The sequence below is a fragment of the Streptomyces sp. NPDC056987 genome, from assembly GCF_042673865.1.
Taxonomy (GTDB): Bacteria; Actinomycetota; Actinomycetes; order Streptomycetales; family Streptomycetaceae; genus Streptomyces.
Genome location: NZ_JBHURV010000021.1, coordinates 84,525 through 110,775, shown reverse-complemented (window position 1 = coordinate 110,775; position 26,251 = coordinate 84,525). Strand labels below are relative to the sequence as shown.

Sequence of the window (26,251 nt, the reverse complement as noted above, 5' to 3'; positions counted from 1 at the left end):
ACACGGATCGACTCGGGAGGCCCTCCTCATGAAGCGCAACATCGTCATCGCAGCGATCACCGCGGCGGCCCTGATCGGCGGGGGTACGTACACGGCCGCGGTCGCACTGAGCGGCGACCGCGGGAGCGACGACGCGGCACCGGTACTGCCGGTGGTCACCGCGACGCCGTCGCCCTCGGACAGCGCGTCGGACGACCCCGGGGACGACCGCGGCGGCCGGGGCGGCGGCGCGGACGACGACTCCTCGCCGGCCCCCGCCCCGACGCGGACGGCGACCGCGGCCCCGGCCCCCGCGCCGACCGCGCCCCGGCCGGACCTCTCCGCGGCCCAGGCCGTCGCGGTGGCGCTCGCGGCGCATCCGGGTGCGGTGTCCTCGGTGGAGGCGGACGACGACGTGGCGGCCGGCGCCGCCGACCGGTGGGAGATCGATCTGCTCGCCGAGAACGGCCGCTGGCTGGAACTGCGGATCGACGCGGCGACGGGGACGGTTCGGGTGGATCGGGACGCCAACAATGCTGACGATGACGACGATGACAGCGACGACCGCGCGGCCCTGCGCGCCGCCACGGTCGACGTCCGGCGGGCGATGACCGCCGCGCTCGCCTCCGTACCCGGAACGGTGACCTCGGCGGAGCTGGACGACGACCGGGGCGGGCCCTGGGAGGTCGACGTACGCGGCAAGGACGGCCGTACGCACGAACTGAACGTCAACTCGACAACCGGCAAGGTGACGGTGGACCGCGACGATGACGGGGACGACGACTGACGCCGGCCGGTGCGCCGGACGGGCTCGATGTGACGGCCCGTCCGGCGCGTCGGACGCCGCGAAGGCGACGGGCCGGAAGGGCCGGACGGACCGAGGCCTGACGGACCGGGCTACGAGGTGATCCCCGCGACCAGTTCGTCCGCCGCCGTGTACGGGTCCAGCTCCCCCGCCACGATGCGCTCGGCCAGGGCGTCCAGGCGCCGGTCGCCGTGCAGGTCGCCGATGCGCCTGCGCAGCGCGGTGACCGCGATGGTCTCCACCTCGTGGGCCGCGCGGCGGGCCCGGCGCTCGGCGAGGACGCCGTGCTCCTCCATCCAGGCGCGGTGCTTCTCCAGCGCCTCCACCACCTCGTCGATGCCCTCGCCCCGCGCGGCGACGGTCTTCACGATCGGCGGGCGCCAGTCGCCGGGACCCCGGGACTCGCCGAGGCCCAGCATGTGGTTGAGCTCGCGGGCCGTGGCGTCGGCCCCGTCGCGGTCCGCCTTGTTGACCACGTACACGTCGCCGATCTCCAGGATCCCCGCCTTGGCCGCCTGGATCCCGTCGCCCATGCCGGGCGCGAGCAGCACCACCGAGGTGTCGGCCTGCGAGGCGATCTCGACCTCAGACTGGCCGACCCCCACGGTCTCCACGATGATCACGTCGCACCCCGCCGCGTCCAGCACCCGGATCGCCTGCGGGGCCGCCCAGGCCAGCCCGCCGAGATGGCCGCGGGTCGCCATCGAGCGGATGTAGACGCCCGGGTCGGAGGCGTGCTCGGACATCCGGACCCGGTCGCCGAGGAGCGCGCCGCCGGAGAAGGGGGAGGAGGGGTCGACCGCCAGTACGGCGACGCGCCGGCCCGCCCGGCGGTACGCGGAGACCAGTGCCGAGGTCGAGGTCGACTTGCCGACGCCCGGCGACCCGGTCAGGCCGATGACGTACGCGTTGCCCGCGAGGGGGGCCAGCGCCGCCATCACCTCGCGGAGCTGCGGGGACGCCCCCTCGACGAGAGAGATCAGTCGGGCCACGGCCCGCGGCCGGCCCTCGCGTGCCTGAGCCACCAGCCCGGGGACGTCCTGCATCACAGCTCCGTTCCTGTCGTTCTCCGGTACGGCCGGCCACCACATGGCCCGTTCGGTTCTCGCTCGTTCGGGTCACGCTCGTTCGGGTACGGCTCGTCCGCGTGAAGCTCGTCCGCGTACGGTCGGCGTCCCGTCAACGGCGCGGCACGCGGACGATCAGCGCGTCGCCCTGGCCGCCGCCCCCGCACAGCGCAGCCGCTCCGGTGCCGCCGCCGCGCCGCTTCAGCTCCAGCGCCAGGTGGAGGACGAGCCGGGCACCCGACATCCCGATCGGGTGGCCGAGGGCGATCGCGCCGCCGTTCACGTTCACCTTTTCCGGGGACACCCCGAGGTCCTTCATCGACTGCACGGCGACCGCCGCGAACGCCTCGTTGATCTCGATGAGGTCCAGCTCGTCCACGCCGAGACCGGCCTTCTCCACGGCGTGCCAGATCGCGTTCGACGGCTGGGACTGGAGGGAGTTGTCCGGGCCCGCGACATTGCCGTGCGCGCCGATCTCGGCCAGCCACTCCAGGCCCAGCTCCTCGGCCTTCGCCCGGCTCATGACGACGACCGCGGCCGCGCCGTCGGAGATCTGCGAGGAGGTGCCCGCCGTGATCGTGCCGTCCTTCGCGAACGCGGGGCGCAGCCGGGCCAGCGACTCGACAGTGGTCTCGGCGCGGATCCCCTCGTCCTGCGAGAAGAGCACCGGTTCGCCCTTGCGCTGCGGGATCTCGACCGGGGTGATCTCCGCGTCGAACACGCCGTTCTTCTGGGCGGCGGCGGCCCGCTGGTGGGAGAGCGCGGCGAACTCGTCCTGCGGGGCGCGGGCGATGCCGAGGCGGGTGTTGTGCTTCTCCGTGGACTCCCCCATGGCGATGGACTCGAAGGAGTCGGTCAGCCCGTCGTACGCCATCGAGTCGAGCATCTCGATCGCGCCGTACTTGTGGCCCTCGCGGGACTTGGGCAGCAGATGTGGCGCGTTCGTCATCGATTCCTGGCCACCGGCGACGACGATGTCGAACTCGCCCGCGCGGATGAGCTGGTCGGCCAGCGCGATCGCGTCGAGTCCGGAGAGACAGACCTTGTTGACGGTGAGCGCGGGAACGTCCATCGGGATGCCGGCCTTGACGGCGGCCTGGCGGGCCGGGATCTGCCCCGCACCGGCCTGGAGCACCTGGCCCATGATCACGTACTGCACCTGGTCGCCGCCGATACCGGCCCGCTCCAGGGCGGCCTTGATGGCGAATCCACCCAGGTCGGCGCCGGAGAAGGTCTTGAGCGAGCCGAGGAGCCGTCCCATGGGGGTACGGGCACCGGCGACGATCACGGAGGTGGTGGTGTTCGTTCCAGACATGGGACGCGATCCCCTTTTGTGTGCGGCGGTGAGCGGCGTGAGGAGGAAGCTTGCGGGAGCGGACGGAAGGAGGAGGAAGGAACCGGGCGGACAGTCGTGTGAACGACGGTTCACTTCAAATGTACTGAGCCGCGTACCCCCGGGTCACCCGGCGGCGCGTGTGATCGCGCGCACGTTGCGTAATCACCCCCCGTACCGCTGCACTGTCACCATGCTGACGCGAATCGACCACATCGGAATCGCCTGTTTCGACCTCGACGCGACGGTCGAGTTCTACCGGGCCACCTACGGCTTCGAGGTCTTCCACACCGAGGTCAACGAGGAGCAGGGCGTACGCGAGGCCATGCTCAAGATCAACGAGACGTCCGACGGCGGGGCTTCGTACCTTCAGCTCCTCGAACCCGTCCGGGAGGATTCGCCCGTCGGCAAGTGGCTGGCGAAGAACGGGGAGGGCGTCCATCACATCGCGTTCGGGACCGCGGACGTGGACGGGGACGCTCAGGCCGTGCGTGACAAGGGCGTACGGGTCCTCTACGACGAGCCGCGCACCGGCTCGATGGGGTCGCGCATCACCTTCCTCCACCCCAAGGACTGCCACGGTGTACTCACAGAACTGGTCACCTCCCGCCCGGAGCACTGACCTTAAGGATTCCCGGCCCGGTAGAGTGGCGCTTCCGGGCCGGGGCCGGGCCGGGGCCGCGCCCCTGTCGTCTATCTGTCACCATTCCCCCGGGGGTCCGTTCGCCGAGAACGGTGCCCAATAGGGCAGTTGCGACCAGGGGACGGATGGGACCGCGCAGTGCGGGGCTACGAAAGCCAGCAGGGCCACCGAGCTGAGGACGACCACCTCTCGCGGTTCGAAGCCGAGATGGACCGGCTGAAGACCGCGCGGGAGAAGGCCGTCCAGCACGCCGAGGACCTCGGTTACCAGGTCGAGGTGTTGCGCGCCAAGCTCCACGAGGCACGGCGCGCTCTGGCGACCCGTCCTTCGTCCTCGTACGACAGCGGCGACCTCGGCTACCAGGCCGAACAGCATCTGCGGAACGCCCAGATGCAGGCCGAGCAGATGCGCCAGGAGGCCGAGCGCGAACTGCGGGAGGCGCGCGCCCAGACGCAGCGCATCCTCCAGGAGCACGCCGAGCACCAGGCGCGGCTTCAGGCGGAGCTGCACACGGAGGCCGTCCAGCGGCGCCAGCGGCTCGACCAGGAGCTGGCGGAGCGCCGGCAGACCGTCGAGTCCCATGTCAACGAGAACGTCGCCTGGGCCGAGCAGCTCCGTGCCCGTACGGAGGCCCAGGCCAGGCGGCTGATGGACGAGTCACGCGCCGAGGCCGAGCAGTCGCTCGCCGCGGCGCGCGCGGAGGCCGCGCGGGTCGCCGACGAGGCGCGGCGCCGGCTGGGTTCCGAGGCCGAGTCGGCCCGGGGCGAGGCCGAGCAGCTGCTGCTGCGGGCCCGCAGGGACGCCGAGCGGATGCTGAACGCCGCGTCCACGCAGGCGCAGGAGGCCAGCAGCCACGCCGAGCAGCTGCGCACCTCCACCACCGCCGAGGCCGACCAGGCCCGCCAGCAGGCCACCGAGCTGAGCCGCGCCGCCGAGCAGCGGATGCAGGCCGCCGAGGAGCGGATGCGGGAGGCCCGCGCCGAGGCCGACAAGGTCGTCACGGAGGCGAAGGAGACCGCGGCCAAGCGGCTGGCGGGCGCCGAGTCGCAGAACGAGCAGCGCACCCGTACGGCCAAGTCCGAGATCGCCCGGCTGGTCAACGAGGCGACCAAGGAGGCCGAGGCCACGAAGGCGGAGGCCGAGCAGGCCCTCGCCGACGCCCGCGCCGAGGGCGAGAAGCTGGTCGCGGAGGCCGCCGAGAAGGCCCGTACGGTCGCCGCGGAGGACACCGCGGCCCAGCTCGCCAAGGCGGCCCGTACCGCCGAAGAGGTCCTGACGAAGGCGTCCGACGACGCGCAGGCCACCACCCACTCGGCGAGCGAGGAGGCCGACCGGATCCGCCGTGAGGCGGAGGCCGAGGCGGACCGGCTGCGCGGCGAGGCGGCCGAGCAGGCCGACCAGCTCAAGGGCGCGGCCAAGGACGACACGAAGGAGTACCGCGCCAAGACGGTCGAGCTCCAGGAGGAGGCGCGCCGGCTGCGCGGCGAGGCCGAGCAGCTCAGGGCCGACGCGGTCGCCGAGGGCGAGCGGATCCGCGGCGAGGCCCGCAGGGAGGCCGTCCAGCAGATCGAGGAGGCGGCCAGGTCCGCCGAGGAACTGCTGACGAAGGCGAAGGCCGACGCCGACGACGTACGCAACGGGGCGACGACCGAGAGCGAGCGGGTACGCACCGAGGCCATCGAGCGCGCCTCGACGCTGCGCCGCCAGGCCGAGGAGACCCTGGAGCGCACCCGCGCCGAGGCGGAGCGGCTGCGCGAGGAGGGCGAGGACCTCGCCGAGGTGATGCGGGCCGCCGCCGAGCAGGCCGCCACCGAGCTGCGCGAGGAGGCCGAGCGGGGGGTCGAGGCACGCAAGGCCGAGGCGGCCGGCGAGCTGACCCGGCTGCACACCGAGGCCGAGCAGCGCTTCGCGTCCGCCGAGGAGGCGCTGGCCGACGCGCGCGCCGAGAGCGAGCGGATCCGCCGCGAGGCGGCCGAGGAGGCCGAGCGGCTGCGCGCCGAGACCGCGGAGCGCAGCCGTACGCTCCAGGCGCAGGCCGAGGAGGAAGCCGAGCGGCTGCGCACCCAGGCGGCCCAGGACGCCTCGGAGTCCCGCGCCGAGGCGGAGAACGCGGCGGTACGGCTGCGTACGGAGGCCGCCACGGAGGCGGAGCGGCTCAGGACCGAGGCGCAGGAGACCGCCGACCGGATCAGGGCGGAGGCGGGCGCCGCCGCGGAGCGGGTCGGCGCCGAGGCCGCCGAGGCGCTCGCCGCCGCACAGGAGGAGGCGAGCCGCCGGCGCCGTGAGGCCGAGGAGACCCTGTCGGGCGCCCGCGCGGAGGCGGAGCAGGAGCGCGAGCGCGCCCGCGAGCAGAGCGAGGAGCTGCTCGCGTCGGCCCGTAAACGCGTCGAGGACGCGGCCACCGAGGCACAGCGGCTGGTCGGCGAGGCCGACTACCGCGCCACGGAGCTGGTGGCCGCCGCGGAGCAGACCGCCCAGCAGGTACGGGACGCGGTCGCGGGGCTGCACGACCAGGCCGAGCAGGAGATCCTGGCGCAGCGGGTCGCCGCCGAGCAGGCCGCGGACCAGCTCAGGGCGGAGACGCGCGAGGAGTCGGAGCGGGTCCGCGCGGAGGCCTACGCGGAGCGCGAGCGGGCCGCCGAGGAGGCGCACCGGCTCCGTACCCGCTCCCAGGAGGAGTCGGAGGCCGCGCAGGCGCTCGCCGAGCGCACCGTGGGCGACGCGATCGGCGAGGCGGAGCGGGTGCGCGCCGACACCGCCGAGTACGCGCAGCGGGTACGGACGGAGGCCTCGGACGCGCTGTCGGCGGCGGAGCAGGACGCGTCCCGCAGCCGCGCCGAGGCCCGCGAGGACGCCAACCGGATGCGGAGCGACGCGGCCGGGCAGGCCGACCGGCTCATCGGTGAGGCGTCGGGCGAGGCCGAGCGGATGCGCGCGGAGGCCGCGGAGACGGTGGGTGCGGCGCAGCAGGCGGCGGAGCGGATGCGCGCCGAGGCCGAGCAGCACAAGCGGGAGAGCGAGGCCACGGCCGAGCGGGTCAGGAACGAGGCGCAGGAGGAGACGGACTGGCTGCTGGACGAGGCGCGCAAGGACGCGGCGAAGCGCCGTTCCGACGCGGCCGAGCAGGCGGACCAGCTCGTCAACAAGGCCCAGGAGGAGGGGCTGCGCTCCGCCACCGAGGCCGAGAAGCAGGCCGACGCGCTGGTGGGCGCGGCCCGCAAGGAGGCGGCCCGGATCACCTCGGACGCCACGGTCGACGGCAACTCCCTGGTGGAGCAGGCCCGTTCGGACGCGAACGAGCTGCTGGTCGGGGCGCGCCGGGACGCGACGGCGATCCGGGAGCGGGGCGAGGAGCTGCGCCGGCGCGTCGAGAACGAGATCGAGCAACTCCACGAGCGGGCGCGGCGCGAGACGTCGGAGCAGCTCAGGACGGCGGGCGAGCGCGTCGACAAGTTGATGAAGGCCGCCGACGAGCAGCGCGCCGAGGCCGAGCAGAAGGCCAAGGAGCTGGTCGCGGACGCCAATTCGGAGGCGAGTTCGGTCCGGATCTCGGCGGTGCGCAAGGCGGAGGGGCTGCTCAAGGAGGCCGAGCAGAAGAAGGCCACCTTGGTCAGGGAGGCGGAGCAACTGCGCGCCGAGGCAGCCTCGGAGGCCAAACAGATGGTGGACGAGGGCAAACGAGAGCTGGAAGTCCTGGTGCGCCGGCGCGAGGACATCCAGGCCGAGATCTCCCGTGTCCAGGATGTGCTGGAGGCGTTGGAGTCGTTCGAGGCTCCGTCAGGAGGCGGGAAGGACAATCCCGTCAAGGCGGGCGCTACGGCCGGAACCACCCGTTCGAGTAGCAAGTCTTCTGACAGTTAGTGCCGCAGGGGGGCGACTTGCCACTCAAAAGGCTGGACATTCTCCATATCAAACCTGCATCGGCTCGATGACACGCCGCTTAGGCCCCTAGGATTCCCCCTATCACCTCACCGGTCTCATTCGACAGGAACCCCATGAGCGACACTTCCTCCCCATTCGGCTTCGAGCTCGTGCGGCGTGGTTACGACCGCGGTCAGGTGGACGACCGCATTACCAAACTCGTCGCCGACCGTGACAGTGCACTGGCCCGCATCACCTCTCTCGAAAAGCGCATCGAGGAACTCCACCTTGAGACGCAGAACGCCCAGGCGCAGGTCAACGACGCGGAGCCGTCGTACGCCGGCCTCGGCGCCCGCGTCGAGAAGATCCTCCGCCTCGCCGAGGAGGAGGCGAAGGACCTGCGCGAGGAGGCCCGTCGCGCGGCGGAACAGCACCGTGAGCTCGCCGAGTCGGCGGCCCAGCAGGTGCGCAACGACGCCGAGGCGTTCGCCACCGAGCGCAAGGCGAAGGCCGAGGACGAGGGCGTCCGTATCGTCGACAAGGCGAAGGGCGACGCGCAGACGCTGCGTTCGGACGCGCAGAAGGACGCGCAGTCCAAGCGCGAGGAGGCCGACGCGCTCTTCGAGGAGACCCGTGCCAAGGCCGCCCAGGCCGCCGCGGACTTCGAGACGAACCTCGCCAAGCGGCGTGAGCAGTCGGAGCGCGACCTGGCGTCCCGTCAGGCGAAGGCCGAGAAGCGCCTGGCGGAGATCGAGCACCGCGCCGAGCAGCTTCGTCTGGAGGCCGAGAAGCTGCGTACGGACGCGGAGCGCAGGGCCCGTCAGACCGTCGAGACGGCGCAGCGTCAGTCCGAGGACATCGTGGCGGACGCGAACGCCAAGGCCGACCGGATCCGCAGCGAATCGGAGCGCGAGCTGGCGGCGCTCACGAACCGCCGCGACTCGATCAACGCCCAGCTCACCAACGTCCGCGAGATGCTGGCGACGCTGACGGGTGCCGCGGTGGCCGCCGCCGGTTCCCCGGCGGACGACGAGCCGATCTCCCGCGGGGTCCCGGCGCAGCAGTCGCGCTGAACACCCGGGCCCGCCGCGTACGGGCCTGATCGCACGAAGCCCCCCGTCACTCCGGTGGCGGGGGGCTTCGTGCGCGCTTACGTTGGCCGCATGATCGAGGTAGAGGGGCTGACCAAACACTTCGGCCGCAAGGTCGCGGTCGATCACCTCTCCTTCCAGGTCCGGCCCGGGGTGGTGACGGGCTTTCTCGGGCCCAACGGGGCGGGCAAGTCGACCACGATGCGGATGATGCTCGCTCTGGACCATCCGACCGGCGGCTCGGTCCGGATCGACGGAAGGCACTACCGGGAGCTCGCGGAACCGCTCAAGCACATCGGGGCGCTGCTGGAGGCCGGGTCCGTGCACGGGGGCCGCACCGCCGCCGACAACCTCCGCTGCCTGGCGCAGAGCAACCGCATCCCGGAGAGCCGGGTCGCCGAGGTCCTCGACGTGGTCGGGCTGACGGCGGTGGCGCGGAGGAAACCGAAGGGGTTCTCCCTGGGGATGGGGCAGCGGCTCGGTATCGCGGCGGCGCTGCTCGGCGATCCGAAGATCTTGATGTTCGACGAGCCGGTGAATGGTCTGGACCCCGAAGGAATCCACTGGATCCGCAATCTTATGAAGGCGCTCGCACATGAAGGACGCACGATCTTCGTATCCAGTCATCTGATGAGTGAAATGGCCCTGACCGCAGATCACTTGATCGTCATCGGGCAGGGCGGACTGCTCGCGAACACCTCGATGGCGGACTTCATCCACGCGAATTCCCGGAGTTACGCGCGCGTGCGTTCCCCGCAGCGCGAAGAGTTGAAGGACATGCTGCACGGGGCGGGTTTCCGGGCGCTCGACGCGGGCGGCGGCGCGCTGGAGATCGACGGGGCGACGACGGAGGAGCTGGGCGAGCTGGCCGCCCGGCACGGGATCGTGCTGCACGAGCTGAGCGACCGGCGCGCCTCCCTCGAAGAGGCGTTCATGCGGATGACCGCGGAGTCGGTGGAGTACCACGCCCGCGGGGCCGGCGAGGGGGCCTGACCATGGCATCGGTTCCCGCGGTCCTCCGCTCCGAGTGGACCAAGATCCGTACGGTCTCCTCCACGACGTGGACGCTGATCAGCGCCCTGGTCGTGACGGTGGCCCTGGGCGGGGCGCTCTCGGCGGTGGTGAACTCCCAGTTCGGCACCCTCTCCGAGATGGAGCGGGCGGCCTTCGACCCGACGTACACCAGCTTCTCCGGGATGGTGCTCGGGCAGCTCGCGATGGTGGTCTTCGGGGTGCTGGTGGTCGGCTCCGAGTACAGCTCGGGCATGATCCGCGGTTCGCTGGCGGCCGTGCCGCGGCGCGGCACGTTCCTCTTCTGCAAGATCCTGGTCGCCGGGGTGCCGGCCCTGGTGGTCGGGGTGATCACCGGCTTCGCGGCGTTCTTCCTCGGCCAGGCGCTGCTCGGGACGCACGGCACGGGGATCGGCGAGCCGGACGTCCTGCGCGCGGTGATCGGCAGCGGTCTCTACATGACCTTGATCGCACTCTTCGCGATGGGGGTCACCGCGATGCTGCGCAGCTCGGTCCTCTCGCTCGGCGTCCTGATGCCGTTCTTCTTCCTCGTCTCGCAGATCCTGGCGGCGGTCCCGGGCACCAGGACCGTCGCGCGCTACTTCCCCGACCAGGCGGGACGCCAGATCACGCAGGTGGTACCGGGCGCCGTGAACTCGTCCGCGGCGCCGTACGGCCCGTGGGAGGGGCTGGGGATCATGGCCCTGTGGGTGGTGGCCGCGCTGGCGGGCGGCTACGCCGTACTGAAGAAGCGCGACGCGTAGGGCGACGTACGGGGAGCGGCGTTCGGGCGAGCGCCGGGGGGCGGCGCCGGGAGCGGTGCTCGGGGCGGACTCTCCGCCGGAACGACTTGGCCGGAACCGTCAACGCGTGGATATCCTCCTTACTCAAACGGGGGCCTTCGGCCCGGACCGGCGACTGCCCCGACGACCTGACCTGTCGATGGGGCTGGAGAATGATCGAGGCAGTCGGCCTGACGAAGCGCTACGGCGCCAAGACGGCCGTGTACAACCTTTCCTTCCAGGTACGACCGGGTCATGTGACCGGGTTCCTGGGCCCCAACGGCTCCGGCAAGTCCACGACGATGCGGATGATCCTCGGGCTCGACCGGCCCACCAGCGGCCATGTCACGGTCGGCGGCCACCCCTTCCGGCAGCTCCCGAACGCGCCCCGGCACGTCGGCGCGCTCCTCGACGCCAAGGCCGTGCACGGCGGGCGCAGCGCGCGCAACCACCTTCTCTCGCTCGCCCAGCTCTCCGGGATCCCCGCGGCCAGGGTCGACGAGGTCCTCGGCGTCGTCGGCCTCCAGGGCGTCGCCAAGCAGCGTTCCAAGGGCTTCTCGCTCGGTATGGGGCAGCGGCTGGGTATCGCGGCGGCGCTCCTCGGCGACCCTCAGGTGCTGCTCTTCGACGAGCCGGTCAACGGTCTCGACCCCGAGGGCATCCTCTGGGTCCGCAATCTGATGAAGAAGCTCGCGAGCGAGGGCCGTACGGTCTTCGTCTCCTCGCACCTCATGAGCGAGATGGCGGTGACCGCCGACCACCTCATCGTGATCGGCCGTGGTCAGCTCCTCTCCGACATGAGTGTCAAGGACTTCATTTCGGCCAACTCGGCCGACTTCGCCAGGCTCCGCACGCCGGACGGCGACGGGCCCGAGCAGCGGGAGAAGCTGATCTCCGCGCTCACCGGCGCGGGCGGCCAGGTGCTCTCCGAGCCGGACGGGGCGCTGCGGGTCACCGGGCTGCCGCTGCCCCGGATCAGCGAGCTGGCGCACGGCGCGGACGTACGGCTCTGGGAGCTCTCCCCGCACCAGGCGTCGCTGGAGGAGGCGTACATGCGGCTGACGCAGAGCGCCGTGGACTACCGCTCCACGGCCGACGCCCTCGCCGGCTTCGTCCCGCCGCCCCAGCCGCCCGGCTACGGGCCTCCGCAGGGGTACGGGGCCCCCGGGCCGGGTCAGCACGGCGCCGTGCCGCCCGTGGTCCCCGAGGTGCCGCAGCAGGGCTGGTTCCCCCCGCCGCCGCCCGGACCGAACCCGTACCAGCAGGACGTCCCGGCCCCCGTCGCGGAGCCGATGCCGAAGCGCGACAGCAACGAGGACACCCAGTGACCACTCCGTCGACCCCGTACCAGCAGCCTCAGCCGCAGCCGCCGCAGCAACCCCAGGCCCCTCAGCAGCCCTTCCCGTCCCAGGGACACGTTCCGCACCAGCCGGTGCCGTACGCCTCGCCGATCCCGGCGCGGCGGGCCCACCTCGGCGACGCCCTGGCCTCCGAGTGGACGAAGCTGCGCTCCGTACGGTCCACGATGTGGTCCCTCGGCGTGATGATCCTGCTGATGGTGGGCATCGGGCTGCTCGCGGCGGCGGTCGTCGCCGCCACGCGGAACGCCGTCGGCGGCGACGTCGACGCCACCGGCGAGAACGTGCTCACGCTCGGCTTCTTCGGGGTGCTGCTCAGCTCACTCTGCGTGATGACGCTCGGGGTGCTGACCATGTCCTCCGAGTACGGCACGGGCATGATCCGTACGACGCTCACCGCCTGCCCCAGCCGGGGCCGGGTGCTCGCCGCCAAGGCGCTGGTCTTCTTCGCCGTGGTCTTCACCGTCTCGACCCTGACCACGCTGGTCGTCGCCGCGCTCCAGACCACGATCATCGACGCGACCGCGCCCGCCACCTCCGAGTGGCTCCGCGCGACGGTCGGCGTCAGCCTCTACCTGTCGCTGCTCGGGCTGCTCTCCATGGCGGTCGGCGCTCTGGTCAAGCACTCGGCGGGCGCGATCACCGTGATGGTCGGCCTAGTGCTGGTGCCGCTCGTCCTCGCGATGTTCATGTTCTCCAGATCGCTCAGCGGCGTCCAGGAGTTCCTGTTCGCGTACTCGATCCCGAGCCAGCTCATCCAGTTCTACGGGACCGCCTTCAGCGACGGGGGGCCGAGCGGCTGGACCCCACTGTGGATCATCCTGGGGATGACCGCGATCGCGATGGCGGGCGCGTACCTCTCACTGGACCGGCGCGACGCGTAAGCCCTTCCACCGACCCCGTCTAGTACTTCGGCGCGTTACGGGACCGCTGCACCCGCGAGGTGCGGCGGTCCTTCGCGTTCCAGCAGGACTGGTGCCAGTGCCGCCGGTCGTCGACTCCGCCGTACTCGGGCCAGGCGACCACATGGGCCACGGCGGAGGGGATCTCCTGGTCGCATCCCGGGCAGCGGTACCGCTTGCCGACGGCACTTGCCCCGGCCACGTGGCGAACTGACCAATTCTCGCCCTGCCAGGTTTCCGATCGCTGGAAGCCGCCGTACCGGTCGCCCGACTCGGCGGCTCGGTCGGTCGGTTTCTCGCCGCCTCGGGGGCGGTTGCGACGCGGGGACACGGGACACCTCACGGGGCAGACAGCACGGACCTATTCCAGCCTACGGCCCGCTCCACCGGGCAGACGCCCTGCGAGACGCCCGGACCCCGTCTGCACAGAAGCCACTTACCGGACAATCGCACGAGTTTTGTGTCCGGCCGTGCCTTTGGCACGTGTCAGGCGTTGTTGCCAGTAGGGGGAGTCGCGTCGGCCGCAAGGAGGCAGTAGGCGATGCGTGTTGGAGCTTTTGTACTGGCCGCCCAGTTCCCGGGCCAGGGACAAGGGGAAGCGCTGCACCGGGCGGTGCGCACCGCGGAGCAGGCCGAGGAGTCCGGGCTCGACGCGGTCTGGCTCGCCGAGCACCACTTCGTGCCGTACGGCGTCTGCCCGTCGGCCGTGACGCTGGCCGCGCTGCTGCTCGGCCGTACGCGACACATCCGGGTGGGTACGGCGGTCAGCGTGTTGCCGAACGTGCATCCGGTGGCGCTCGGCGAACAGGCCGCGCTGCTCCACGTCCTCTCCGGCGGGCGTTTCACCCTCGGGGTCGGACGGGGCGGCCCCTGGGTCGACCTGGAGGTCTTCGGGACGGGGCTGAGCGCCTACGAGCGCGACTTCCCGGAGGCCCTGGAGCTGCTGCTGCGCTGGCTGCGGGAGCCGCGGGTGGCGGCCTCCGGGGAGCGGTACGCCTTCCGTGAGGTCCCCGTCGTACCGCGCACCGACGAGCTGACGCGCCCCGGCCGGGGACCCGAGACGATCATGGCCTGTACGTCGCCCAGGAGCGTACGGCTGGCCGCCCGGCACGGGCTGCCGATGCTGCTCGGCATGCACTGCGGCGACGAGGAGAAGGCGGAGATGGTCGCCCTGTGGCGCACGCACGCGCGCGCGTGCGGCCTGGCGCCCGCCGAGATCGAGCGCGCCCCGCATGTGTCGGCCGGCGTGGCGCAGATCGCCGACGCCCGCGCCGGGGCGGTGGAGACGCTGGTCAAGGCGATGCCCGGCTGGCTGCGCCAGGGGCTCGGCGCTCATGTGACGGTCGACGGCCGGTCGCGTTCGATGCGCGACCCGCTGGGGTACACGGAACTGCTCTGCGCCCTGCACCCGGTGGGCTCACCGAGGCTGGCGGCGGACCGGCTCGCGGCCACGGCGGAGCGTACGGGCATCACGCGCTTCGCGCTGCTCGTGGAGGGCTCCGGCGATCTCGCCGCGACGGAGGAGAACGTACGGCGCCTGGGGACGGAGGTGCTGCCGCTGCTCACCTAGGGGCGCGGGAGCGGAGGGCCGGAGGGCCGGAGCGCCGGAGGACTCACGGGACGTCAGGGACGCTGCCGCTCCGGCACCGTGGTCTCACCCACGGCGCGGGAGCGGCAGCCGAAACCGTCAGCAGTCCCGGAGCTCAGGGGACTGGTTGAGCAACTGCGCCCTCACGGAGGTGAAGAGGGCGAGCCGCTCGTCGACCGAGGGGTCCAACGGGAACACCGCGACGCGGTGGCAGTTCTGGAACGCGAGCCGCACTCCGAAGTGACGCTGGAGCGCACCGCGAATGGCATCACTCGCGAGCGCGCGCAGCAGTTGACCACGTGCCTGCTCGTCCGGCGGGGGCGTCTGGTTGTCGGCGAACTGTCCACCGTCCACCTTCAGCTGAGCCACCAGAGAACTGACCATCTCCCATGCGTAGGGCAGGGAGGTCCGGACGCAGTCGACGAATTCCGCTTCGTCGACCTCGCCTCGCTCGGCCTGATCCAACAGTGCCGGTGAGACGTCGAGCGACATGGGTTCTCCTCTCGCGACCCCGCGGGGCACGGGGCCTTACGGGCAGGGAAGGAGGCGACGACGACGCAGCGTGCACGACCGGCGACCTCCCGCATCCACGTTAGGCGCGCCGGGGGGACGGCACCAGGAGAATGGGACCACAACCGGCCAATAACGAACGGGGGCTTCCAGGGCGAATCGCGCGCGGCGGCGGCGGTCGAGTAGCGTGCGGACCATGCGTCTCGTCATTGCCCGCTGCTCCGTCGACTACGCGGGCCGGCTCACCGCCCACCTGCCCTCCGCCCCCCGTCTCATCCTGGTCAAGGCGGACGGCAGTGTGTCCATCCATGCCGACGACCGGGCGTACAAACCGCTCAACTGGATGTCTCCGCCTTGTACGTTGAAGGAGGGTACGGACGAGGACACCGGCGTCTGGACCGTCATCAACAAAGCGGGCGAGAAATTGATCATCACGATGGAGGAAGTCCTCCACGACTCGTCCCATGAGCTGGGCGTCGACCCCGGTCTCATCAAGGACGGCGTGGAAGCACACCTCCAGGAGCTGCTCGCCGACCGCATCGAGACGCTGGGCGAGGGGTACAGCCTCATCCGCCGCGAGTACCCGACGGCGATCGGCCCCGTGGACATCCTCTGCCGCGACGCCGACGGCGCCACCGTGGCGGTGGAGATCAAGCGGCGCGGCGAGATCGACGGGGTGGAGCAGCTCACCCGCTATCTGGAGCTGCTGAACCGCGACCCGCATCTGGCGCCGGTGAAGGGTGTGTTCGCGGCGCAGGAGATCAAGCCACAGGCCCGGGTGCTGGCGACGGACCGGGGCATCGGCTGCGTGGTGCTGGACTACGACGGTATGCGGGGCATCGAGGACGACAAGCTGCGCCTGTTCTGAGCCGCCCGGCCGGTTCGTACCCCACGGGGACCGGCTCGCACCGGCTCGCACCAACTCGTACGGCGGGAGGTCCGGCGGGGCGCGCACACCGCGCCCGGCCGGACCTCCCGCCGTTGTGCCGTAGCGGCGTGACAACGCCTCACCGCCAGGTCGTCACGCCATCACGCCGTCACGCGACGACGCTCGGGTCGGCGGTCCTCTCCTCGCTCAGGCTCGGGTCCGGGCCGCTCACCGTGGTCTGCGGGGCCGACGGCGGAGGCGCCGTGTCCGAGTCCGACGGCTCACCGGTGGGGTCGTCCGTCGGCGGGGTGGTGGGCGTCGAGGGCGACGGGGCCTCCGAGGACTCGCTGGGCGTGTCCGACGGCTCGCCGGACGGATCGGTCGGCTCCTCCGAGGCGGACGGGGAGTCGCCGGGGGACGAGCTGGTGTCGTCGGACGGGGTGCCCGAGGGCGAGGACGAGTCGGAGGGCGACGCGCTGTCCGTGGGGCCCGTCGGGCTCGGGGACTCGGGTCCGGCGGGGACGCCACCGGGGTTACGGGTCGAGGTGTCGACCGGCTGCTCGACCGGCTGGCCGTCGTCGCCGTTGCTGTCGTCCGGTTCCGTGGACTGTTCCGTACGGACCTTGTCCGGCGGCGCGTCGTCGCCGCCGGAGGTCGCGCCGAGGGTCACCACCGTGCCCAGCACGGCCGCGAGTACGGCGCCCGCGCCCGCGGCGACCAGGTTACGGCGGGCACCGCCCAGCGCCGGGCGGCGGCCGGAGCCGCCCGCCCCGGACCGGGCGGCATGGGCCGGGCGGAGACCCGGGCCGGGCGGCAGGACGGGGGTGTCGCGCCGGGTCACCAGCGTCATGTTCTCGCCGGAACCGGTCCCGGAACCGGCCCCGGAGGCGGCGATCGCCCCGGCGCCGGACGCCGGGGTGGAGCCCGGCCCGGAACCGTGGCCGGCGGCCGGTCCCGTCCCCGGGTGCGCGGGCTTCGACAGCCCCGGCAGCTCGGGGAGTCCGGCCGCCCGCGCCGCCGACTCCTCGTGCCGTACGGGCGGGACGGGCACGGCCGGCTTCGCCCCCGACAGCGCGGCCTCGCGGTCGGTGACCAGGGCCAGCGCTCTGCGCCCCGCGACCGTGCCGATCTTGTCGGCGAGGGCGCCGCGCATCCCGATGGACGCCTCCAGCTCGGCGCGGGCCCGGTCCAGGCTGCCGACGCAGAGCGCGAGCACGCCCAACTCGTGGTGGAAGTACGCCTCTTCGGCGACCTCGCCGGCCATCCTGGCGGCCTCGGAGCCGGCCCGCAGGGCCCGTTCCCAGGCGCCCCAGTGCAGCCCCGCGAGGAACGCGGGCGCCGCGCTGCGGGCCAGCAGGACCGCGGCGCTCGGGTGGCCCGCCTCCGTGCCGGGCACCAGCGGGCCCATCGCGGCGAGGATGGCGTCCGCCTCGGCGGCGGCGCGCTCAGGGGTGACCGAGGGGTGCCCCGCCCACCAGGCGTAGTGCTGGGCGGCGGTGAGGGCGTGGGCCACGGCGTCGTCGCCGTACCCCTGCGCCTCCAGCTGCGCGGCGACTCCGGGCGCGAGACGGTAGCGCCCGCCGACCGGGGTGAGCAGCCCGCAGCTCATCAGCTCGCCGAGGGCGGCGTCCGCGTGGGTGTCGCCCACCAGCGCGGGCAGGTGCGCCTGGTGCGGGACCTCACCGCCGAGCGCGACCGCGAAGCGCAGTGTGGCGCGCGCGGACTCGCTCAGCCGGGCGGCGAGCGGCGCGACGGGCGCGGCCCCCTCGCCGAGGGTCGGCAGCGGGACGTCGTAACCACCGGGGACGGCGGGCGGCGCGCTCGCGGCGCCCGGGGCGCCGGAGGTGCGCTCCGGCGTGCGCTCGAAGGGGCGCACGAAGGGCTCGAACTCGTCAACAGCGTCGGCTCCGGCGCGCACCTGGTCGCGCCGGCGCAGCAGCGCACCGGCCTGGACGAAGCGCAGCGGCAGCCCCTCGGACTCGAACCAGAGGTCACCCGCCCAGTTCGCCTCCTCGTCGGTGAGGGGCCGTTCGACGACATGTTCCAGGAGCTCCAGCGAGGAGCCGCGGCCCAGACCGCCGAGGACGACCTCTTCGAGGCGGGCGTCCGGCGAGGGCACGGCGGTCTCGGGGGTGGCGGCGCACAGGTAGGCGCACTCCGGGGTGGCGGCGAGGAGTTCGTCCAGCGCCTCACCGCCCAGCTCCAGGTCGTCGAGGAGCACGATCGCGCCGATGTCCCCGACGCGCGCGAGGAGTTCGGCGCGGTCGGGACGGACGAGCGGCGAGCGGTGGACGGCCGCGTACAGCTCGTACAGCAGCTCGGTGGCGGTGCGCCGGTATCCGGAGAGCCGTACGACGCCGTCGGGCGCGAGCTCCGCGCACTCCGCGCCCACCGCCTCCATCAGCGCGGTGCGCCCGGAGCCGGCGGGCCCGGTGAGCCGTACGGAACGGCCGCGTCCCAGCAGCTCCGCCAGCCTCGCGCGCTCCTCGTGCCGCTCCAGCAGCGGGAGGGCGGGCGCGGCGGGCCCCGGCGGTACGGGCGGCCGGCCGGCCCGCTGGACGTCGGCGCGCTCCTCGGCGGTACGCCGGGCGGGGGCGGTGTGTTCCCGTCCCGGCGGGCGGAGTTCGATCTCGCTGCCGTCGACGGGGTTGACCGTCAGGAGGAGGTCGCCCGAGACGAGCTGGACCGTACGGACGGGCTGCGCCGGGGTGATGGGGCCCGCGCCCTTGATGTGGGCGACGGCCGGGGGCGCGCCGGCCGCCGGGGCCGGGGGTTCGCCGAGCGTGATCTCCAGGCGGGGCGGGCGCGGCGGCTCGGCCGCCGCGCCGCCGCTCCTGGCGGACTCGCCCTCGTGCACGCTCACCACGGCGCGTTCGGCGCCGTACCGCCCGTCACCGGACAGGTGGTCACCTGGCGCGTTGTCACCACGCGGGGTGTCGTTCCGCGCGCCGTCGCCGCGCCCGTCGTCGTCACGCGCGACGTCGCGCCGGCCGTGCTCCTCCGGCCCCCGGTGTATCGGGTCCATCGGGTCCATGGTGAAAAGCCCCCCAGATCATGGCGTGCCGTCGCCCCCGGCCTCACACGCCCATCTGCTGCTTCTGGTCCGGTGCCTGCTCTGTAGGGTCCGTCGATCCGTTGCCGCCCGACCCTAAACCTCCGCCCAGTATCTACGAACAGCCGGGGTGGCACCGTGTTCTGGACATCACGGTCTCGTGAGGATTGTGCGTGGGGTGGTCGCGCGTCCCGCCGGGGGCCGGGCCGGTGTGGGGCCGGGTCAGACCCGAGGGAGCGATTCCGCGGCGATGCCGCCCTCGATGGCGAGGATGCGGTGCAGTCGGGTGGCCACCAGCAGACGCTGCATCTGCGGCGGGACACCCCTCAGCACAAGCCTCCGGCCACACCGCCCGGCGCGTCGGTGGGCTCCCATGATGACGCCGAGTCCGGTGGCGTCCCAGGAGTCCAGTTCGGTCAGGTCCAGCACCAGATCGCCGGCTCCGTCGTCGACGGCCGAGTGCAGGACCGTACGGGCGTCCGCCGCGCTGCGTACGTCGAGGCGGCCCCCGACGACCAGCTCGGCGTGGTCGCCCCTGATGTGCATATGCTCTCCCCGAGGATGCTTCCGTGCTCCGGTCGGTATCTGTCTGTTCTGGTCTGTTCTGGTCTGTTCTGGAATTGTCTGATCTTGCGGTTCTGTTCCGGTCTTCCAACAACTGACTGCGCGACGGCCCGAGAAGTTGCCGTCCGTTGGCGAACCGATACCGAATTCACCCCGTGGGGTGAGGGAAACGGCCGACGCGGCCGGTGCCGTGCCCGGCGCCGGCGGGACCTCAGTGCTTGTAGAAGCCCTGCCCGCTCTTCCGGCCGATGTCACCGGCGTCCACCATCCGGCGCATCAGCTCCGGCGGTGCGAACTTCTCGTCCTGCGTCTCGGTGTAGATGTTGCCCGCCGCGTGGAGCAGGATGTCGATCCCGGTCAGGTCGGCGGTGGCGAGCGGGCCCATGGCGTGCCCGAACCCCAGCCTGCACGCGGTGTCGATGTCCTCGGCGGACGCGACGCCCGACTCGTAGAGCTCCACCGCCTCCACGACGAGCGCGGAGATGAGCCGGGTGGTCACGAACCCCGCCACGTCGCGGTTGACGACGACACAGGTCTTGCCGACCGACTCGGCGAACTCCCTCGCGGTGGCGAGGGTTTCGTCGCTGGTCTTGTAGCCGCGTACCAGCTCGCACAGACGCATCATCGGCACCGGCGAGAAGAAGTGCGTGCCGACGACGCGCTCCGGGCGCCCGGTGACCGCCGCGATCTTGGTGATCGGGATGGCCGAGGTGTTGGAGGCGAGGACGGTGTCCTCCCGTACGAGCTTGTCGAGCGCGCGGAAGATCTCGTGCTTGACGTCGAGCTGTTCGAAGACGGCCTCGACCACGATGTCCGCGTCGGCCACGGCGTCCAGATCGGTCGTCACGGTGATCCGGGCGAGCGCCGCGTCGGCGTCCGCCTCCTCCAGCTTGCCCTTGGCGACGAACTTGCCGTACGAGGCCCGTATGCCGGCCACTCCCTTGGCCAGGGCCTCATCGGTCACATCACGCAGGACGACGTCCCAGCCCGCCTGGGCCGAGACCTGCGCGATACCGGACCCCATGAGTCCGGCTCCGACGACGGCGAGCTTCCTGGCCACAACGCACCCCACGTTTCCCGTTCGGCATCTGTTCAGCTTTAGCGCATATTTACTTTCGCTGTCCCTGCCGGAGGTTAGCGGTCACGGAGCGCCGTGTAACGGCGAAGAGATGCGCGTCACGTCTCACATGACGGACATCACACCGACGCGCCCCGTCCGCGCACACCGTCCTCACACTTCCGCCCGGCGCGCGCCCCCATCACGCGGCGCGCGCGGCGTACTTGAGCGCCGTTCCCCGGGAAAGGCCGACGCCCGCGCCGGGCCGCCGCCCGCCGGGGCCGGTGGCTGATTAGGCTGGCCGAATGGTCAAACTGACGCGCATCTACACCCGTACCGGCGACCAGGGCACCACGGCGCTCGGCGACATGAGCCGTACCGCCAAGACCGATCCGCGGATCGCCGCGTACGCCGACGCCAACGAGGCCAACGCCGCCATCGGCACCGCGATCGCCCTGGGGCAGCTCCCGGAGGAGGTCGTGAAGGTCCTGGTCCGCGTCCAGAACGACCTCTTCGACGTGGGCGCCGACCTCTCGACGCCCGTGGTGGAGGCGCCGGAGTTCCCGCCGCTGCGGGTCGAGCAGGCGTACATCGACAAGCTGGAGGCGGACTGCGACCACTTCCTGGCGGGCCTGGACAAGCTCCGCAGCTTCATCCTCCCCGGCGGCACCCCCGGCGCGGCGCTGCTCCACCAGGCCTGCACGGTGGTGCGACGGGCCGAGCGCTCGACGTGGGCGGCGATGGAGGCGCACGGCGAGGTGATGAACCCGCTGGCGGCGACGTATCTGAACCGCCTCTCCGACCTCCTGTTCATCCTGGCCCGCGTGGCCAACAAGGAGCTGGGGGACGTGCTCTGGGTGCCGGGCGGCGAACGCTGACGGGCCCGCGGGCCGGCGTCCCGCGGGTCAGCGCTTCGTCAACCGATCGGGGCGCTCCACCCGGGTCGGGTCGCCGGAGTCCGCCGGGGGCTTCTTCGGCCACAGCGCGTACGTCAGGGCGATCACACCGTGGATCCCGGCCGCCCGCAGCGCGGTGCCCTGCCAGGCGGTCAGGGACCCGGTGTCGTTCGCGTCGCCCACGTACGCGATCGCGAGCTGGAGCAGCCCGATCGCGATCGCGGCGGCGAGCAGCGTACGGAGCCACAGCGCGCCCTCGTGACGGGCGCGCGCCGCGCCGTACCGTGGGGGCTTCGGCGGGCGCGGGGCGCCCGCGAAGCGGTGCGCGGCATGGCCGTCGAGCCAGGTCACCGTGGAGTGGCCGTAGGCGACGGTGCAGCCGATGTAGAGCGCCGCGAGACCGTGTTTCCAGTCCGGTTCCGCGCCGTTCCTCAGGTCGACGGCCGTGACGACGAGCAGGACGACCTCCAGCAGCGGCTCCAGCAGCAGGACCGCCGCGCCCAGGCGCCTCATCCCCGCCAGGTAGCGCAGCGCGAGCCCGCCGGCCAGCAGCACCCAGAAGCCGACCTCGCAGATGACGATCAGCGTGACGATCACGATGACCTCCCCTTTCCCTCTTCCACTCCAGCCTCCCGGCGGCGTCCGCGCCCCGCGTCGTCGGCGGTGACGAAAGGGGACTGCATCCTTCGGTGTACGTCGTCGGAGCGCGGGCTCCGCCGGAGTGCGGAGGCCGGGGCGCGGCGGGCCGTGTTGGATGGAGGGGTGATCGCCTCCCCGCCCCGGCTTCGCTCCCCCGGACGCCCGCCGCGTGTCCCGCGACCGCACCGCGAGGACATGCTGCTCGCCGCGGGCGGGCTGTGCGGCGGGCTGGCCCTGTGGGGCGTCGGGCTGCACACGCAGGGGGTGCGGCTGCTGCCCGGGGCGTGGGTGCTGGTCCCCCTGGTCGTGATGGCCGGCCTGGAGCTGCTGCGCAGGACCGCGCCGCGGGTGGCGCTGATCGTGGGGACGGTCGCGCTGATCGCGGACCTGCTCACGACGGGCAGTGTGGCGACGGTGCTGATGTTCACCGACATCATCTACGCGGCCGTGCTGTACGGGACTCCGGCCGCCGCCCGCCGTATCCCCCGTACCACCGTGTTCGTCACGGTGGCGATGACGGTCGGGTTCACCGCCTGGTTCCGGACGGCGGACGGCCTGCTGATCGGTGTGGCCACCGGTCTGGTCACCTTCGTCCCCGCCTCCACCGGCGCCCTCGTACGCAACCACCGCGAGGCCGCCGAGACGGCCCGGCTCCGGGCGGAGCAGACGGCGCTGCTGGCGGAGATCGACCGGACGCAGGCGGTGACCGCCGAGCGCTCGCGGATGGCGCGCGAGCTGCACGACATGGTCGCCAACCATCTCTCGGCGATCGCGATCCACTCGACCGCCGCGCTCTCCCTCGACGACGCGCGCACCAGCCGGGACGCGCTCGCCGTCATCCGGGAGAACAGCGTGGCGGGGCTCGCCGAGATGCGGCGGCTGATCGGGCTGCTGCGGGAGGGCGACGGGGAGCGGGAGCCGGCCGCCGCGCCGGCCCTGGACGCGCTGGACGCCCTGCTGGAGCAGGCCCGTACGAACGGCGCCTCCAGTGGGCTCCGCTTCACACTGACCGACCGGCGCGACGCCGGGCGGCGGGACGGAGCGGGCGCGGGCGCGGGAGGCACGGGCGCCGGGGGCACGGAGCCCCGGGGCGTGCTGCCGGCACCGGTCGGGCTGGCCGCGTACCGCATCGTCCAGGAGTCGCTGACCAACGCGCTGAAGCACGCGGCGCCCGGGACGGTCGCCGTCGAACTGGGGCTCACGGGCCGCACCCTGGACGTACGGGTCACCAGCCCGTTCGGCGACCGGCCGGGGCCGCGTGCCCCGGGGTCCGGCGCCGGACTGGTGGGGATGCGCGAGCGCGTCGCCCTGCTGGACGGGGTGTTCGAGGCGGGCCCGGTCACCACCGGGGGCGGAGCGGACAAGGTCTGGGTGGTACGGGCGGAACTGCCCGTCGGACCGGCCGGGCAGGCCGGGGAAGGGGACACGACGCGATGACGATCCGGGTTCTGGTCGCGGAGGACCAGTCGGCGGTACGGGCGGGGCTGGTGCTGATCCTGCGCAGCGCACCCGACATCGAGGTGGTCGGGGAGGCCGCGGACGGTGAACGGGCGGTCGAGCTCGCCCGTGAGCTCCGCCCCGACCTGGTGCTGATGGATGTGCAGATGCCGCGCCTGGACGGGGTGTCGGCGACGGGGCGGGTGGTCGCGGAGGGGCTGGCCGACGTGCTCGTACTGACCACGTTCGACCTGGACGAGTATGTCTTCGGGGCGCTGCGGGCGGGTGCCTCCGGCTTTCTGCTGAAGAACGCCGAGGCGGGTGAACTGCTCACCGCCGTACGGACGGTGGCGCGCGGCGAGGGGCTGATCGCGCCCGCGGTCACCCGGCGGCTGATCGCGGAGTTCGCGGCACCCCGGCCGGTGCGGGCGCCCGGCGGGCCCGATCCCGCGATCCTGGACGTGCTGACGCGCCGTGAGCGCGAGGTGCTCTCCCGGCTGGGCGAAGGGCTGTCGAACGCGGAGATCGCGCGGCGGCTCGACATGGCGGAGGCCACGGTGAAGACCCATGTGAGCCGGATCCTCGGCAAGCTGGAGCTGCGCAGCCGGGTCCAGGCGGCCGTGCTCGCCCAGGAGTTGGGCGTCTGAGGAACCCCGGCGGCGGATGCACCGGGGGCCGACCGGCGGATGCGCCGGGGCCGGCCGGCGACTGCGCCGGGACCTCGGCTTTGGTCTGGACCTATTGACGAGTGGTCCAGACCTTCTTACTCTCACCGCACACACCGCGGTGAGCCCCGCGGTGTGAGCCCGGTCCGGTCCGTACTCCGGTACTCACCCCAGGAGCGCGCCTTGAACACCCGATTCTTCCCCCATCCCCACAGACCCGGAGACAGAGACCCGGGCAGAGACAGAGGCAGACGCGGTTCCCGCGGCGTCGCCGCCCTGACCGCCCTGCTGCTCCCCCTCGCGGCCCTGGTCGGTCTGGCCACCCCGGCCCAGGCCGCCGCCTCCGCCACCGCCACGTACACCAAGGTCTCCGACTGGGGCACCGGCTTCGAGGGCAAGTGGACGGTGAAGAACACCGGAACCACCGCCCTCAGCTCGTGGACGGTCGAGTGGGACTTCCCCTCCGGCACCGCCGTCACCTCCGGCTGGGACGCCGACATCACCGGCTCCGGCAACCACTGGACCGCGAAGAACAAGTCCTGGAACGGGACGCTCGCGGCCGGCGCCTCGATCAGCTTCGGCTTCAACGGCTCCGGCGCCGGCTCCCCCACCGGCTGCAAGCTCAACGGCGCCTCCTGCGACGGCGGTCCCAGTGTGCCGGGCGACAACCCGCCCTCCGCCCCGGGCACCCCGACCGCGAGCGACATCACCAACACCTCGGTGAAGCTGAGCTGGAGCGCGGCCACCGACGACAAGGGCATCAAGAACTACGACGTGCTGCGCGGCGGCTCGAAGGTCGCCACCGTCACCGGCACGACGTACACGGACACCGGGCTGAGCGCGGGCACGGACTACTCGTACACCGTCCAGGCGCGCGACACCGCCGACCAGACGGGTCCGGCCAGCGGCGCCCGCGCGGTCCGTACGACCGGCTCCACCGACCCGGGCAACCCGGGCGCCAAGGTCAAGCTCGGCTACTTCACCGAGTGGGGCGTCTACGACCGGAACTACCACGTCAAGAACCTGGTGACATCGGGGTCGGCGAGCAAGATCACGCACATCAACTACTCGTTCGGCAACGTCACCGGCGGCAAGTGCGTCATGGGTGACAGCTACGCCGCGACCGACAAGGCGTACACCGCCGACCAGTCCGTCGACGGCGTCGCCGACACATGGGACCAGCCGCTGCGCGGCAACTTCAACCAGCTGCGCAAGCTCAAGGCCAAGAACCCGAACATCAAGGTCCTCTGGTCCTTCGGCGGCTGGACCTGGTCCGGCGGCTTCGGCCAGGCCATGCAGAACCCGGCCGCCTTCGCGCAGTCCTGTTACGACCTGGTGGAGGACCCGCGCTGGGCCGACGTGTTCGACGGCATCGACCTGGACTGGGAGTACCCGAACGGGTGCGGCCTGTCCTGCGACACCAGCGGTCCGGCCGTCTTCAAGAACATGATGCAGGCGATGCGCGCCAAGTTCGGCGCGAACAACCTGGTCACCGCCGCCGTCACGGCGGACGCCTCGGCCGGCGGAAAGATCGACAAGGTCGACTACGCGGGCGCGGCGCAGTACATGGACTGGTTCAACGTCATGACGTACGACTTCTTCGGCGCCTTCTCCGCGCAGGGTCCGACGGCCCCGCACTCCCCGCTCACCTCGTACCCGGGCATCCCGCAGGCGGGCTTCAACTCCGCCGAGGCGATCGCCAAGTTCAAGGCGCAGGGCGTGCCGGCCAAGAAGCTGCTGCTCGGCATCGGCTTCTACGGACGCGGCTGGACCGGGGTCACCCAGGCCGCCCCCGGCGGCACCGCGACCGGACCGGCGCCCGGCAGGTACGAGGCGGGCATCGAGGACTACAAGGTGCTCAAGACCAGCTGCCCGGCCAACGGCACGGTCGGCGGTACGGCGTACGCGTACTGCGGCACCAACTGGTGGAGCTACGACACCCCGGCGACGATCCGGTCCAAGATGACCTGGGCCAACCAGCAGAGCCTGGGCGGCGCGTTCTTCTGGGACTTCACCGGGGACACGGCCGACGGTGAACTGGTGACGGCGATCAACAGCGGACTCGGCTGACCGCTCGCTCGCACATCCGACTCACACGGATGACCAGGTACGACAGGGGCGGTGCCGCGCACGCGGTGCCGCC

22 protein-coding genes are annotated in these 26,251 nt (G+C 72.5%); 14 read left to right on the top strand and 8 right to left on the bottom strand.

The features are described 5' to 3' along the window. The first annotated feature begins 28 nt into the window (after positions 1 to 28). Complete coding sequence (locus ACFTZC_RS23860) at positions 29 to 766, top strand: PepSY domain-containing protein (protein ID WP_382892847.1); 738 nt, start codon at positions 29 to 31, stop codon at positions 764 to 766. A 110-nt stretch (positions 767 to 876) separates the two neighbouring features. On the opposite strand, the gene meaB is transcribed toward ACFTZC_RS23860, so the two are convergent. Together meaB and ACFTZC_RS23850 are read right to left on the bottom strand one after the other, a co-directional pair. Further along, entirely contained in the window at positions 877 to 1,830 is a 954-nt protein-coding gene (gene meaB / locus ACFTZC_RS23855) for a methylmalonyl Co-A mutase-associated GTPase MeaB (protein ID WP_382892845.1), read from the bottom strand. 133 nt (positions 1,831 to 1,963) lie between these two features. After that, positions 1,964 to 3,166, bottom strand: coding sequence for an acetyl-CoA C-acetyltransferase (locus ACFTZC_RS23850; protein WP_382892843.1), 1,203 nt, complete (start codon positions 3,164 to 3,166; stop codon positions 1,964 to 1,966). 211 nt (positions 3,167 to 3,377) lie between these two features. Between ACFTZC_RS23850 and mce the strand changes: the two genes are divergently transcribed. The 7 genes from mce to ACFTZC_RS23815 all read left to right on the top strand — a co-directional run bounded on the left by mce (position 3,378) and on the right by ACFTZC_RS23815 (position 12,814). Then, entirely contained in the window at positions 3,378 to 3,806 is a 429-nt protein-coding gene (mce, locus tag ACFTZC_RS23845; RefSeq protein ID WP_365811426.1) for a methylmalonyl-CoA epimerase, read from the top strand. A gap of 159 nt (positions 3,807 to 3,965) precedes the next feature. Then, complete coding sequence (gene scy, locus ACFTZC_RS23840) at positions 3,966 to 7,688, top strand: polarized growth protein Scy (protein ID WP_382892841.1); 3,723 nt, start codon at positions 3,966 to 3,968, stop codon at positions 7,686 to 7,688. Positions 7,689 to 7,822: 134 nt separating this feature from the next. Further along, the gene (locus ACFTZC_RS23835; protein ID WP_382892839.1) at positions 7,823 to 8,761 is read left to right on the top strand and encodes a cellulose-binding protein; all 939 of its coding nucleotides are present in this window, start codon (positions 7,823 to 7,825) and stop codon (positions 8,759 to 8,761) included. A gap of 90 nt (positions 8,762 to 8,851) precedes the next feature. After that, the gene (locus ACFTZC_RS23830) at positions 8,852 to 9,772 is read left to right on the top strand and encodes an ABC transporter ATP-binding protein (protein ID WP_382892837.1); all 921 of its coding nucleotides are present in this window, start codon (positions 8,852 to 8,854) and stop codon (positions 9,770 to 9,772) included. A gap of 2 nt (positions 9,773 to 9,774) precedes the next feature. Then, positions 9,775 to 10,554, top strand: coding sequence for an ABC transporter permease subunit (locus ACFTZC_RS23825; protein WP_382892834.1), 780 nt, complete (start codon positions 9,775 to 9,777; stop codon positions 10,552 to 10,554). Between the two features lie 191 nt (positions 10,555 to 10,745). Further along, the gene (locus tag ACFTZC_RS23820; protein ID WP_382892832.1) at positions 10,746 to 11,900 is read left to right on the top strand and encodes an ATP-binding cassette domain-containing protein; all 1,155 of its coding nucleotides are present in this window, start codon (positions 10,746 to 10,748) and stop codon (positions 11,898 to 11,900) included. Next, positions 11,897 to 12,814 carry an ABC transporter permease gene (locus ACFTZC_RS23815; RefSeq protein WP_382892830.1) on the top strand — a complete coding sequence of 306 codons (918 nt, stop codon included), beginning with the start codon at positions 11,897 to 11,899 and terminating at the stop codon, positions 12,812 to 12,814. Before ACFTZC_RS23820 ends, ACFTZC_RS23815 begins: the two co-directional genes overlap by 4 nt. A 19-nt stretch (positions 12,815 to 12,833) precedes the next feature. Here ACFTZC_RS23815 and ACFTZC_RS23810 read toward each other — a convergent pair whose 3' ends face one another. Beyond that, entirely contained in the window at positions 12,834 to 13,163 is a 330-nt protein-coding gene (locus tag ACFTZC_RS23810; RefSeq protein WP_382892828.1) for an ATP/GTP-binding protein, read from the bottom strand. Positions 13,164 to 13,373: 210 nt separating this feature from the next. Here ACFTZC_RS23810 and ACFTZC_RS23805 point away from each other — a divergent pair, with 210 nt between their 5' ends. Further along, positions 13,374 to 14,402, top strand: coding sequence for an LLM class flavin-dependent oxidoreductase (locus tag ACFTZC_RS23805; protein WP_382892826.1), 1,029 nt, complete (start codon positions 13,374 to 13,376; stop codon positions 14,400 to 14,402). 117 nt (positions 14,403 to 14,519) lie between these two features. Here ACFTZC_RS23805 and ACFTZC_RS23800 read toward each other — a convergent pair whose 3' ends face one another. After that, positions 14,520 to 14,912: an SCO5389 family protein gene (locus ACFTZC_RS23800; protein WP_382892824.1), complete on the bottom strand. Its 393-nt coding sequence runs from the start codon at positions 14,910 to 14,912 to the stop codon at positions 14,520 to 14,522. Positions 14,913 to 15,126: 214 nt separating this feature from the next. Here ACFTZC_RS23800 and nucS point away from each other — a divergent pair, with 214 nt between their 5' ends. Further along, positions 15,127 to 15,798 carry an endonuclease NucS gene (gene nucS / locus ACFTZC_RS23795; RefSeq protein WP_365811408.1) on the top strand — a complete coding sequence of 224 codons (672 nt, stop codon included), beginning with the start codon at positions 15,127 to 15,129 and terminating at the stop codon, positions 15,796 to 15,798. 169 nt (positions 15,799 to 15,967) lie between these two features. On the opposite strand, the gene ACFTZC_RS23790 is transcribed toward nucS, so the two are convergent. From ACFTZC_RS23790 to ACFTZC_RS23780, 3 genes are all read right to left on the bottom strand, one after another. Next, positions 15,968 to 18,823, bottom strand: a complete 2,856-nt coding sequence (locus ACFTZC_RS23790; RefSeq protein ID WP_382892821.1) for an ATP-binding protein — start codon at positions 18,821 to 18,823, stop codon at positions 15,968 to 15,970. Positions 18,824 to 19,072: 249 nt separating this feature from the next. Continuing rightward, a complete protein-coding gene (locus ACFTZC_RS23785; protein ID WP_066956508.1) occupies positions 19,073 to 19,396 on the bottom strand; it encodes an STAS domain-containing protein in 324 nt (107 codons plus the stop codon). Between the two features lie 229 nt (positions 19,397 to 19,625). Continuing rightward, positions 19,626 to 20,474 carry a 3-hydroxyacyl-CoA dehydrogenase family protein gene (locus tag ACFTZC_RS23780; protein WP_382892818.1) on the bottom strand — a complete coding sequence of 283 codons (849 nt, stop codon included), beginning with the start codon at positions 20,472 to 20,474 and terminating at the stop codon, positions 19,626 to 19,628. 302 nt (positions 20,475 to 20,776) lie between these two features. Between ACFTZC_RS23780 and ACFTZC_RS23775 the strand changes: the two genes are divergently transcribed. Then, the gene (locus ACFTZC_RS23775) at positions 20,777 to 21,349 is read left to right on the top strand and encodes a cob(I)yrinic acid a,c-diamide adenosyltransferase (RefSeq protein ID WP_365811402.1); all 573 of its coding nucleotides are present in this window, start codon (positions 20,777 to 20,779) and stop codon (positions 21,347 to 21,349) included. Between the two features lie 27 nt (positions 21,350 to 21,376). On the opposite strand, the gene ACFTZC_RS23770 is transcribed toward ACFTZC_RS23775, so the two are convergent. Then, positions 21,377 to 21,964, bottom strand: coding sequence for a hypothetical protein (locus tag ACFTZC_RS23770; RefSeq protein WP_382892816.1), 588 nt, complete (start codon positions 21,962 to 21,964; stop codon positions 21,377 to 21,379). 237 nt (positions 21,965 to 22,201) lie between these two features. Between ACFTZC_RS23770 and ACFTZC_RS23765 the strand changes: the two genes are divergently transcribed. The 3 genes from ACFTZC_RS23765 to ACFTZC_RS23755 all read left to right on the top strand — a co-directional run bounded on the left by ACFTZC_RS23765 (position 22,202) and on the right by ACFTZC_RS23755 (position 26,178). Next, on the top strand, positions 22,202 to 23,443 hold the full coding sequence (locus tag ACFTZC_RS23765) for a sensor histidine kinase (protein ID WP_382892814.1): 1,242 nt from the start codon (positions 22,202 to 22,204) through the stop codon (positions 23,441 to 23,443). After that, complete coding sequence (locus tag ACFTZC_RS23760) at positions 23,440 to 24,090, top strand: response regulator (RefSeq protein ID WP_382892812.1); 651 nt, start codon at positions 23,440 to 23,442, stop codon at positions 24,088 to 24,090. The genes ACFTZC_RS23765 and ACFTZC_RS23760 overlap by 4 nt, the downstream gene beginning before the upstream one ends. Positions 24,091 to 24,384: 294 nt before the next feature. Further along, positions 24,385 to 26,178 (top strand): glycosyl hydrolase family 18 protein, encoded by a 1,794-nt coding sequence (locus tag ACFTZC_RS23755; RefSeq protein ID WP_382892942.1) that lies wholly within the window; start codon positions 24,385 to 24,387, stop codon positions 26,176 to 26,178. Positions 26,179 to 26,251: the final 73 nt, after the last annotated feature.

What these genes read in the sequence shown, in the direction of transcription:
- ACFTZC_RS23860 (WP_382892847.1), top strand. Translation starts at nt 29, where the DNA reads ATGAAGCGCAACATCGTCATCGCAGCGATCACCGCGGCGGCCCTGATC.
- meaB (WP_382892845.1), bottom strand. Translation starts at nt 1,830, where the DNA reads ATGCAGGACGTCCCCGGGCTGGTGGCTCAGGCACGCGAGGGCCGGCCG.
- ACFTZC_RS23850 (WP_382892843.1), bottom strand. Translation starts at nt 3,166, where the DNA reads ATGTCTGGAACGAACACCACCACCTCCGTGATCGTCGCCGGTGCCCGT.
- mce (WP_365811426.1), top strand. Translation starts at nt 3,378, where the DNA reads ATGCTGACGCGAATCGACCACATCGGAATCGCCTGTTTCGACCTCGAC.
- ACFTZC_RS23835 (WP_382892839.1), top strand. Translation starts at nt 7,823, where the DNA reads ATGAGCGACACTTCCTCCCCATTCGGCTTCGAGCTCGTGCGGCGTGGT.
- ACFTZC_RS23830 (WP_382892837.1), top strand. Translation starts at nt 8,852, where the DNA reads ATGATCGAGGTAGAGGGGCTGACCAAACACTTCGGCCGCAAGGTCGCG.
- ACFTZC_RS23825 (WP_382892834.1), top strand. Translation starts at nt 9,775, where the DNA reads ATGGCATCGGTTCCCGCGGTCCTCCGCTCCGAGTGGACCAAGATCCGT.
- ACFTZC_RS23820 (WP_382892832.1), top strand. Translation starts at nt 10,746, where the DNA reads ATGATCGAGGCAGTCGGCCTGACGAAGCGCTACGGCGCCAAGACGGCC.
- ACFTZC_RS23805 (WP_382892826.1), top strand. Translation starts at nt 13,374, where the DNA reads ATGCGTGTTGGAGCTTTTGTACTGGCCGCCCAGTTCCCGGGCCAGGGA.
- ACFTZC_RS23800 (WP_382892824.1), bottom strand. Translation starts at nt 14,912, where the DNA reads ATGTCGCTCGACGTCTCACCGGCACTGTTGGATCAGGCCGAGCGAGGC.
- nucS (WP_365811408.1), top strand. Translation starts at nt 15,127, where the DNA reads ATGCGTCTCGTCATTGCCCGCTGCTCCGTCGACTACGCGGGCCGGCTC.
- ACFTZC_RS23790 (WP_382892821.1), bottom strand. Translation starts at nt 18,823, where the DNA reads ATGGACCCGATACACCGGGGGCCGGAGGAGCACGGCCGGCGCGACGTC.
- ACFTZC_RS23785 (WP_066956508.1), bottom strand. Translation starts at nt 19,396, where the DNA reads ATGCACATCAGGGGCGACCACGCCGAGCTGGTCGTCGGGGGCCGCCTC.
- ACFTZC_RS23775 (WP_365811402.1), top strand. Translation starts at nt 20,777, where the DNA reads ATGGTCAAACTGACGCGCATCTACACCCGTACCGGCGACCAGGGCACC.
- ACFTZC_RS23765 (WP_382892814.1), top strand. Translation starts at nt 22,202, where the DNA reads ATGCTGCTCGCCGCGGGCGGGCTGTGCGGCGGGCTGGCCCTGTGGGGC.
- ACFTZC_RS23760 (WP_382892812.1), top strand. Translation starts at nt 23,440, where the DNA reads ATGACGATCCGGGTTCTGGTCGCGGAGGACCAGTCGGCGGTACGGGCG.